Below are 9760 nucleotides of genomic sequence, written 5' to 3'. Positions count from 1 at the left end.
GGCAGGAGCACGAGCTGGTCAACAACCGCGAGTTCGGGCTGCTGCACAACGCCGATCCCCGGCAGCGCCTGCGCACCCGCTCCGGCCCGCCCACCCCCGACGACCTCGACGACCTGCTGTGCCGGCGCCGCAGCTCCCACTGCTTCCTGGCCCACCCCCGGGCCATCGCCGCCTTCGGCCGGCAGTGCAACCGGCGAGGCCTGTACCCGGCCACCACCGAGGTCGACGGGGCCAGGGTCATGGCCTGGAGAGGGGTGCCGATCCTGCCCTGCGACAAGATCCCGATCAGCGGAGGACTCAGCTCGATCATGGTGATGCGCACCGGGACCGAGAAGCAGGGGGTCGTGGGGCTGCGCCGTACCGGGCTGGCGGGCGAGCGCGAGCCCGGGCTGTCGGTGCGGTTCATGGGCATCGACGAGCACGCGATCATCTCCTACCTGGTGACCGCCTACTACTCGGTGGCCGTACTGGTGCCCGACGCCCTCGGCGTCCTGGAGGGCGTCGACGTGCTCTCTTGAGGGCCTCACGCCCCGCCGCGCGAGCCCTCGGATCCACCGTGCGAGCCCTCGGATCCACCGTGCGAGCCCTCGGATCCACCGCGCGAGCCCTCGGATCCACCGTGCGAGCCTTCGGATCCGCGCGCGGGGCCGAGGAGGGAGGGCGTGCCGCGCCGGTGCGGCGCCGACCCGGACGCGTTTCCGCTTCGCCTCACCCGCCGTGAACGCGATCACCGCTATCTTCACTCAGAGTAATAAACAAATACTCAGAGTGACGATATGGCGGGTGTGCCGCCGCGAAGGAGGACGGGGTGCTGCACCACCCTCTGGAAGCCGCGGTGGAGCCGCCCGCGGGCGGGGCCGCGGGTCCGGCGGTGCCGCCGCCCCCGGGCCTCCACGTGCGGCGCCGCCGCCTGGTCCTGTGGCTCGCCGCCCTCGGCCTCGCGGTGTCCGTCCTCATCGGTCACGGCGTTCACGACCGGCTGACCTTCGGCGGGGCGACGGTCGCCGGCGCCGAATCCGAGCGTGCCGCGGAACTGCTGGAGGCGGGATTCGCCGGAGGCGATCCCCATCTCGTGGTGATCGCCCGCAGCGCGCAGCCGGTGGACGGCGCGCGGATCGCACGGGCGGGAGCGGAGGCGGCGACACGGCTCGCCCGCGACCCCGGTGTCGCCCGGGTCACCTCCTACTGGGACGCGCGCTCTCCCGGTCTGCGCAGCCGGGACGGGCGGGCCGCGCTCATCGTGGCCCGCCTGCACGGCGACGACATGCGCCGAGCCGCCACCGCCGCCCGCCTGGCGCCCGGCCTGACCGGCGCGCACGGGCCGCTGACCCTCTCCGTGACGGGGGAGGCCCAGGTCAAGGCCGAGGCGCAGAGCCGCAGCGAACACGATCTGCGCACGGTGGAGCTGATCACCGTTCCGCTGACCCTCGTCATCCTCCTGCTGGTGTTCGGCAGTCTCACCGCCGCGGTGCTGCCGGTCCTCGTCGGAGTGTTCGCGGTGGCCGGGACCATGGCGGTGCTGCGCCTGCTCACCGAGGTGACCGAGGTCTCCGCCTTCGCGATGAGCATCGCCAGCGCCCTGGGGTTCGCGCTGGCGGTGGACTTCAGCCTGTTCATCGTCACCCGGTTCCGGGAGGAGCTGGCGGGCGGCCGCGACGCCGCCTCCGCGATCCACGTCACCCTGCGCACCACCGGCCGGGCCATGGCCTTCTCCGCGGTCACGGTCTCGTCCTGCCTGACCGCGCTGCTGCTCTTCCCGTTCACCATGTTCCGCTCGGTCGCCTTCGGCGGCATCGCGGTGACGCTGCTGGCCGCCGTCGGGAGCCTCGTGGTGCTGCCGGCGCTGCTGGCCGTGCTCGGGACGCGCATCGACGGCCTGGCCGTCCCCGGACCGTGGCGGGCCGCACCCGGCCGGGCGGCGCCGGGGTCGCGGGGGCGATGGTTCCGGCTGGCCGAGGCGGTGATGCGCCGGCCCCTGGCCGTCGCGGTGCCCACCGTTGCGCTGCTGGCCGCCGTCGCGTCACCTTTCCTCGGCGCCCGCTTCGGCGTCTTCGACGACCGGCTGCTGCCGCCCGAGGCGCCCGCCGCGCGTGCGTCGGAGGACCTGCGGCGCGACTTCGACGCCCGCGACGGCATCTCGGCGACCACGGTGGTGCTGCCCGGGTTCGGGCCGTCCCGGCCGGGCGCCGGAGCCCGGCTGGACGCCTACGCCCGGCGCGTGTCGGCGCTGGAGGGCGTGGCGCGGGTGAGCACCGCCACCGGCTCCTACCGCGACGGCGGGCGCTCCGGCCCGCCCTCCGGCTCGGCCCGGCGCTTCACCTCGCCCGCCGGGACGTGGCTGGCGGTCGCCACCGACCACGAGCCCTACTCGGTGGAGAACGGCGAACTCGCCCGCGCGGTGCGCTCGGTCCCCGCTCCCGGTCCGGCCGTGGTGGGCGGGCCCGGGGCGCAGCTGGCGGACATCCGCGGGGCCGTCGCCGACGCCCTGCCGCAGGGCCTGGCCCTGGTCGTGCTGGCGACCTTCGCGCTGATCACGGCGATGACCCGCAGCGTGGTGCTGGCGGTCAAGGCCCTGGTGATGAACGCCCTCAGCCTGGGGGCGACGTTCGGCGTGCTGGTCCACGTCTTCCAGGAGGGCCACCTGCGCGAGCTGGTCGGGAGCTTCTCGGTGACGGGCACGCTCGACGTCCTGGTTCCGGCGCTCATGTTCTGCATCGCCTTCGGGCTGTCCATGGACTACGAGATCTTCCTGCTGTCCAGAATCACCGAGGAGTACCGGCGCACGGGGGACACCCGCGCGGCGGTGGCGGCGGGGATGGAGCGCACCGGCCGCCTGTTCACCTCCGCCGCCGTGATCTTCGCCGTGGTGATGGCCTCACTGGCGACCTCCAGCCTCGTCCTGCTCAAGATGGTCGGGGTGGGGCTGGCGCTGGCCGTACTGCTGGACTGCACGCTGATCCGCGCCCTGCTGGTGCCGGCCGTCATGTGCCTGGCGGGCCGGGCGAACTGGTGGTCGCCCGGTGGCCGGGCCCGGTACGGCTCCGCGCCGCGACAAACGAATCTACAGTGTAAAGAGGCGGGACGACCGGCCTCCTGAGGTACGGTTCAGCCATGGCTGAGATCGTGTATCCCCCGGTCATCGCGGCGGCGAAGACCATGTTCCGGCTGCTGGACATGAAGATCCGCATCGACGGCGCCGACCGGATCCCCCGGAGCGGCGGCGCGGTGCTGGTCAGCAACCACATCAGCTATCTCGACTTCATCTTCGCCGGGCTCGCCGCCAACCCCGCCGGGCGCCTGGTGCGCTTCATGGCCAAGAAGGAGGTCTTCGACCACAGGATCTCCGGCCCGCTGATGCGCGGCATGCACCACATCCCGGTGGACCGGGCGGCGGGGGCGTCGGCGTTCGGCGCGGCGCTGAAGGCGCTGAAGGCGGGGGAGGTCGTCGGCGTCTTCGCCGAGGCGACGATCAGCCGGTCCTTCACCATCAAGGACATCAAGAACGGCGCGGTCCGGATGGCCGTCGCCGCGGACGTGCCGATGATCCCGATCTCGCTCTGGGGCACCCAGCGGCTGTGGACCAAGGGCCGCCCGAGGAGGCTGACCCAGCGGCACGTGCCGATCAGCATCACGGTCGGCGAGCCGATGTACCCCAAGCGCGGCGACGATTACGACGCCGTCACCGCCGGCCTGCGCAAGCAGCTGGAGGAACTGCTGGATCGGTCTCAGCGGAGCTATCCGGAGATCCCGCAGGGTGTGTGGTGGCAGCCCCGCCATCTGGGCGGCACCGCGCCGACCCCGGAGGAGGCGGCGGCGATGGACGCGGCCGAGGCGGAGGCCCGCCGCAAGGCGTGAACACGGGAGGGCCGGCCTCGAGGGCTCCGAGGCTCTGAGCTGAGGCCCCGAGGCGAGGCCCCGGACGTTCCCGGGTCCCGCGCGGCCGTGAACGGAGGAGGATCGCCCCCGGGGCCCGGCAGGTGGGACCCCGGACGATCCGAGGGTCCTGCAAGTCGCGAACAGGCGGGTTGCAAGTGGCGTAGTGCACCATATGTCCATGAGTGACTCGTTCGACGACATCATCAGCGCAATCCAGCCCGGACCGAAGCCGAGCCCCGGAAACCTTCCCGGGCGTGCGGTCCAGGTGCTGCTCGTCGGGTGCTGGTTGCTCGTCTGCCTGGTGCCGATCCTGCTGTCGGTGGACGGGATCAAGCTCGCGGCCGGGAAGACCGGCACGCCGGGCACGCTCACCGTGGTCTCGTGCGAGGCGCTGGGGCAGGGCCGCTACGACTGCAAGGGCAGCTTCACCCCTGACGACGGAGGCGCCCCGGTCCCGGTGGACGCCTCCCCGGACTCCGAGGCGGGCGACGTCACCCGCGCCCAGCTGACCCCGGAGGGGGACCGCGCCGTGAAGGCGGGTACGGCCGGTGTCGTCGCCGCCCTCACCATGCCCTTCCTCGGCGTCGGCGGGCTCGGCTTCCTGCCCTACGTGATCATGTACTTCCTGGGCGTGCGGCGGGGCCGGCGCGGCGCGGTGGCCATCGGTTTCGTGATCACCGCGCTCGGCACGGCAGGCGTGGTCGCCGGCATGGTCGCCTCCTACTCCTGACGCCGGTGGAGTCCGACGCCGGTGGAGTCCGACGCCGGTGGAGTCCTGAGCCGACGCCCGGCAGCGCGTGCCGGCCTCCGTCGAGGGGCGGGTCGCGGACCCGCCTCCGCCACGGGCTCGATACGGCCGGGCACGCGATCGGGCGCACCCCTCGAACGCCACGGGCTCGATACGGCCGGGCACGCGATCAGGCGCACCCCTCGAACTGGGGGACGGTGAGGGTGAGGGCCAGCCCCGACCTGCCGAACCACTTGCGCAGCAGCCGCTCGGCGGTGCCGTCCTGGTACATGGCGGTGATGGCGCGGTTGACGGCCTCGCAGCCGTCGAGGTCGCCCTTGCGCATCCCGATGCCCAGCCGCTCGTCGGTGAACGGGGCGTTGACGATCCTGAGCGCTGAGCCGTCGCGCGCGGCGAAACCGGCCAGGATCAGGTCGTCGGTGGAGACGGCGTCCACCGCGCCGGAGCGCAGTTTGGCCAGGCAGTCGCCGTAGGAGGAGGCCGGGACCAGCTCGACCGGGATCCGCCGCTCCTCGGCGACCCGGCGCCAGGAGTTCGATCCCGCTGCCTTGCAGAGGCGGCGGCCCTTCAGGTCCCGCACGTTCTCGACGGCCCGGTCGCCGGCACGGACGAGGGTGTCCTGGTGGGCGACGTAGTACGGCCCGGCGAAGGTGACCTTGCTCCGGTTCTCCGGGGTGATGGAGTAGGTCGCGACGACCAGGTCGACCGTTCCCTCTTCGATGAGGTGCTGTCGGGTGGACGACAGTGCGGTGACGAACCTGACGTCGGGCACGCCGATCCGCCGGGCCACCTCGGTGGCGACGTCGACGTCGAAGCCCTCGTACCGGCCTTCGGCGACCTTCACGCCCAGGCCCGGCTGGTCGGGCTTGACCCCGATCACCAGGGTCTCCCGATCGAGGATCGACGGGGGGCCGCCGGTCCCGCAGGCCGCCGCGGGCAGGAGAGCCAGCAGCACCGCCGCGGCCGGGATGCTCCGGCGCAGGGCGGTCCGGTGCGCCCGCCGGGCCCCGTGGTGAGGGGGTCCGGCGGCGCGCCGGAAGAAGCCGCCACGGTGCGGGCGGTCAGGGATCGCATGCTTCCTCTCCCGTCATCGGTACTCCGACAGCCGGGGCCGGACCCCGACGAGGATCATCACGGCGGTGGAGGCCATGGCGACCGGCAGGAGGAACCACAGCTCGCCGATCCGCTCCTCGCCGTCGCGTATCTGCCGGTCGAACGCGCCGCGGTGCAGCTCGGCGAGCCTCAGCAGCGCGGCGTCGTACTCCCCGAACGCGGTCTCCAGCCGCCCCATCCGCTGCTCGACGGCCCGGCGCGGCTCCGCCTCCCGCATCGCACGGTCCGCCTGCTGGAGGTCCCGGTACCGCGCCAGCACACCGGCGACCGCGGGCCCGCTGCCGGGCAGGCTCGTGCGGGCCGCCTCCTGGCCGACCAGCCCGAGGAAGGCGGTCCGGTCCCCGTCCACCGCCGCCTTCACCGCCCGCTGGTAGGCGGCGAGGTCCCCGCCCGGCGTGTAGAGCACCGCCTGCGACTTGTCGAGGTAGGTCTGCTCGTAGGTGTCGGCCCGTTCGGGGTCGAGCAGCCAGCGGCTCTGGTCACCGTGCATGCTGCTGCCGACGGCCCGGGCCGGCAGGGTGAGGACGGAGTCGAACCCGTCGCGTTTGGCGGCCCGCAGGACGCCGGCCTCCTGCCCGAGGACCGTGACGCCCGTCAGCGTGTACATCCCGGCGATCGCCGTCGCCATCAGCAGGGCGGGATTGAACACCCGGCGGAACCGGCGCGCCAGGAACACCTGGAGCCAGACCAGGCAGCCGAGGGCCGCGGCCCCGGCGATCCCGGTCAGCACCTGCCCCGCCCGCACGGCCAGGGTCCGCTCCTGGTGGGCGCGGCGCACCACGGTCCCGCTCTCCAGGGTGAGGTTGTAGGCCATGGGCAGCAGTTCCAGGCGCATCAGGTCGGTCGCCCGGCGGTAGACCTCCAGGACGGGCCGGGGCGGCGGGCCCGCCGCGTGCGCGGCCTGCTCGTCGAGGAGCAGGGCCCGCGCGGCCAGCCGTTCGTAGCGGCCCAGGCCGTCCAGCACGGCCTGGACGGTCCGCCGCTCGGCCGGGTCGTCACCGGCCAGCGCGGAGGCCTGCAGCACCGCCCGCCCGGCGTCGCTCCTGCGCCGTTCGTAGACCTCCAGCGCGCGGGCGCGCCCCTTGCCCAGCCGGTGCTCGCCGCCGATCAGCAGCACGTTGGCGACCTGGGCGTCCATGTCGCTGAGCGCGAAGTACAGGTCGGCGGTGGCCACGACCTGCGGTCCGGCGTCGTGGCCGATGACGTCCAGGCCGTCCCGGACGCTCCGGGCGGCGGTGAACAAGGTGCCGAACAGTACGGCGAGGGCCAGCACGCAGACGGTCGTGATCAGGCGGATCCGGCCGGGGACGCTCCGGGGGAGGAGGACGCGGCCCGCAGGCCCCGGGGCGGCCGGGACCCCGCCCCCCGGGGTTCCGGAGGGGGCCGGCGGCGCGGGAGCCGCCGGGGCCGGTGAGGCGGGACGGGCCGGGGTGAGCGTCACGGGTTCCTCCCACGCCAGAGGGTGATGAGGGTCCACGCGCCGAGATGGATCCGGGCCCCGTCGCCCACGGGCACGGGCCGGTTGGCCTCGACCGGCAGGCCGTTGACGATGGTGCCGTTGGCGGAGCCGGGATCGACGAGGGTCCAGGTGCCCCCCGGCCCGGAGAGCAGGACCGCGTGCAGGTGGGAGACGCCGGGGTCCTCGGGCGGCCCGCTCAGGTCGATCTCGGGGACGAGCGCCCGGGAACGGCTGACCCTGCCGATGCGGATCTCGTCTCCGGCCAGCGGGACATCGCGCCGGGGGCAGTACGGCGGGAACAGCACCCGGGCGGCGTCCGGACCGCCCTGCGTGATCATCTCGTCGTAGTGCACGCGGTCGGCCTCGACGGTCGCCCGCCACTCCGCCGCGACCGCCCGCCGCGCCGCCGCGCTCTGGTCGTGGCCGCAGTCCTCGCAGAACCGTCCGCTGACCGGTGCCCCGCAGGCGGCGCACCCGCCGGGCGATCCGGCGGCGGCCGGAGACGACGGGGAGAACGAGGAGAGCGGAGAGGACGGGGACGGGGGAGAGGGGGCCGCACCGGGGACGCCGGTCAGCCTGCTCCCGCAGACATCGCAGTATCCGTCGGCGAGCCCGGCCTCACCGGGGTCGTGCCCATGGGGGCAGCCTGCCATGGGTTCCTCCCCTCAGTTCCCGGTGTCCCGGCCGCCGGGACCGGATTCCCTCTTGATCCGGGCGGTCCGGACGAGCCGGTGTCCAGTGCGATCTCGTCCGCCCGGTCGACGGCGCGGCGGAGCCGGGCGGTGCCGGTCCCCGGGTCCACCTCGACGACCTTGGCGAGCAGCTTGGCGGTGTCCTCGTTGCCGGACGTCTCGGCCAGCTCCCTGGCCCGGCCGAGGCGGGCGGTCGCGGTCTCCAGGTCGCCCGCGGCGCGCGCGCCCAGCCCTTCCTGGATGAGCTCGAACAGCTCCGCCTGCCCGGTGTAGTGGGCGACCCCCGGGCTGACCCGGGTGGACAGCGCCAGGTCGTCGGTCCACCGGGCCAGGACGTTGCCGCGGGCCAGGACGCCGCCCGATCCGCCCGATCCGCCCGACCCGGCGTCCGGCGCCACCAGCCGGACCCAGGCGCCGCGGACCTCCTGGCCGACCGCGCCCGGGGGGACCTCGACGCACAGGTGGTACTCGCGGGTCTCCGTGCCCCAGGCGCCGGTCGGGTAGTCGCCGGTGAGCGCGTCGACGTCCGCCCGCAGGCCGGTCAGGTCCGCCAAGGCCGGGGACACCTGCTTGAGGTACTTCACCCGGCCGTGCTGCGGGGTCCAGATCCGCAGCGCGACCTCGGCCACGGCCTTGCCCATCGTGGTCTCGACCATCTCCCGGAAGTCGTCGGCCAGGTCCCCGGGGTCGCGGATGAAACCGGAGCCGCCCAGCAGCGCCTCGGCGACCCGGCGCAGCTCCGCCGGTTTCCAGTCGGTGCCGACGCCCCGGCAGTCGCAGACGAACCTGCCCGCGCAGTGCGCCAGGGCGGCGGCGAACGTCCGCTCGTCCTCGTTGTTCTGGCCGTCGGTCAGCAGGATGGCGTGCCGTACCGCCCGGGGGTGGTCCTGCAGCAGTTCGGCGGCGAGCCGCAGCCAGGCGCCGATCGACGTGCCGCCGCCGGCGTCCAGCCCGCGCAGGGCGCCGGCGGCCTGGGCCTTCGTCTTCGCGTCCGCCCGCACCAGCCCGGCCCGGCCGCCGGGATAGATCTTGGTCGCCTCGTGGGTCCCGGCGACGACGGCGAAGTGCACGCCGTCGCGGAGCGTCTCCACCGCGACCTGCGCGGCGCGGCGGGCCTCGGCGATCTTCGCTCCGCCCATCGATCCGGAGGCGTCGACGATGATCACTTCGGCCGCCTCGACGTTCCCGGCCGGCTGCACGGCGGGGCCGGAGGCCTCGACGGTGAGGATCGCGTGGATCTCCTGGCCGCCCGCGGGAAGGTGCTCGTTCTGGTCGATGCTCAACGTGAACAGGGGCTGGTCGCTCAAGCGTGTCTCCTATGCCGATGCGTGCCGGCGAGCGCCGCCGGCGGATCGAAGGGGATCACCAGGACGGTGACGTTGTCGCGGCCGCCCGCCGCGAGCGCGTGCCGCACCAGGGCGCGGGCGGCCCCCAGCGGGGTGGCGCCGGCGGTGAAGGGGGCCAGGGCGGAGGCCTGGCGCAGGTAGCCCCAGAGGCCGTCGCTGCACACCACGACCACGCCGGAGCCCTGCGGGGCGAACGTGCGCACGCGGGCGGTGACCTCGCCCGCGTCCGCTCCCAGCCAGGCCGACAGCAGGCCGGGAGCGGCGGTGTCGTCCTCGGTGAGCAGCGCGGAGCCGGTGAGCGGCAGGCGGTCCTCCGGTACGGCGGGGCCGGCGGGCGGCACGGGCCGCGTGGGCACGGACCGGTCGGGAGAGCCGGGGGCGTCGCGGGCGCCGGAGGCGGACGGCTCGGCACGGAGCCAGTACGCCCGGCTGTCGCCCACCCACCCGACGGTCACCCCGCCGGGCCCCACGACGACGGAGACGTAGTGCAGGCGGGAGCGTCGTCCGGGTGGGGGGCCAGCGCCGC

The 9760-nt window shown here is 74.4% G+C and carries 8 protein-coding genes and 1 pseudogene; 4 read left to right on the top strand and 5 right to left on the bottom strand.

Features of this window, described 5'->3' with window-relative positions:
- The 4 genes and pseudogenes from ACWJ6R_RS22160 to ACWJ6R_RS22145 all read left to right on the top strand — a co-directional run.
- A pseudogene (locus tag ACWJ6R_RS22160) lies at positions 1 to 518 on the top strand (Crp/Fnr family transcriptional regulator); the annotation flags it as partial.
- A 290-nt stretch (positions 519 to 808) separates the two neighbouring features.
- Entirely contained in the window at positions 809 to 3097 is a 2289-nt protein-coding gene (locus ACWJ6R_RS22155; RefSeq protein WP_449064070.1) for an MMPL family transporter, read from the top strand.
- 14 nt (positions 3098 to 3111) lie between these two features.
- Positions 3112 to 3855, top strand: a complete 744-nt coding sequence (locus ACWJ6R_RS22150) for a lysophospholipid acyltransferase family protein (RefSeq protein ID WP_449064069.1) — start codon at positions 3112 to 3114, stop codon at positions 3853 to 3855.
- 199 nt (positions 3856 to 4054) lie between these two features.
- Positions 4055 to 4606 (top strand): hypothetical protein, encoded by a 552-nt coding sequence (locus ACWJ6R_RS22145; protein ID WP_449064068.1) that lies wholly within the window; start codon positions 4055 to 4057, stop codon positions 4604 to 4606.
- Between the two features lie 187 nt (positions 4607 to 4793).
- Here the strand turns inward: ACWJ6R_RS22145 and ACWJ6R_RS22140 are convergent, their stop codons facing one another.
- The 5 genes from ACWJ6R_RS22140 to ACWJ6R_RS22120 form a co-directional block, all read right to left on the bottom strand.
- Entirely contained in the window at positions 4794 to 5579 is a 786-nt protein-coding gene (locus ACWJ6R_RS22140; protein WP_449064067.1) for a glutamate ABC transporter substrate-binding protein, read from the bottom strand.
- Between the two features lie 132 nt (positions 5580 to 5711).
- Positions 5712 to 7178, bottom strand: a complete 1467-nt coding sequence (locus ACWJ6R_RS22135; protein ID WP_449064066.1) for a hypothetical protein — start codon at positions 7176 to 7178, stop codon at positions 5712 to 5714.
- Positions 7175 to 7849 carry an FHA domain-containing protein gene (locus ACWJ6R_RS22130; RefSeq protein ID WP_449064065.1) on the bottom strand — a complete coding sequence of 225 codons (675 nt, stop codon included), beginning with the start codon at positions 7847 to 7849 and terminating at the stop codon, positions 7175 to 7177. Before ACWJ6R_RS22130 ends, ACWJ6R_RS22135 begins: the two co-directional genes overlap by 4 nt.
- A complete protein-coding gene (locus ACWJ6R_RS22125) occupies positions 7768 to 9195 on the bottom strand; it encodes a vWA domain-containing protein (RefSeq protein WP_449064064.1) in 1428 nt (475 codons plus the stop codon). Before ACWJ6R_RS22125 ends, ACWJ6R_RS22130 begins: the two co-directional genes overlap by 82 nt.
- A partial coding sequence (locus ACWJ6R_RS22120; protein WP_449064063.1) for a PP2C family protein-serine/threonine phosphatase occupies positions 9192 to 9760 on the bottom strand: 569 nt, incomplete at its 5' end. The genes ACWJ6R_RS22120 and ACWJ6R_RS22125, both read right to left, overlap by 4 nt.

Source organism: Planomonospora algeriensis, from assembly GCF_977012225.1.
This window is presented reverse-complemented; position numbering and strand designations above follow the sequence as displayed.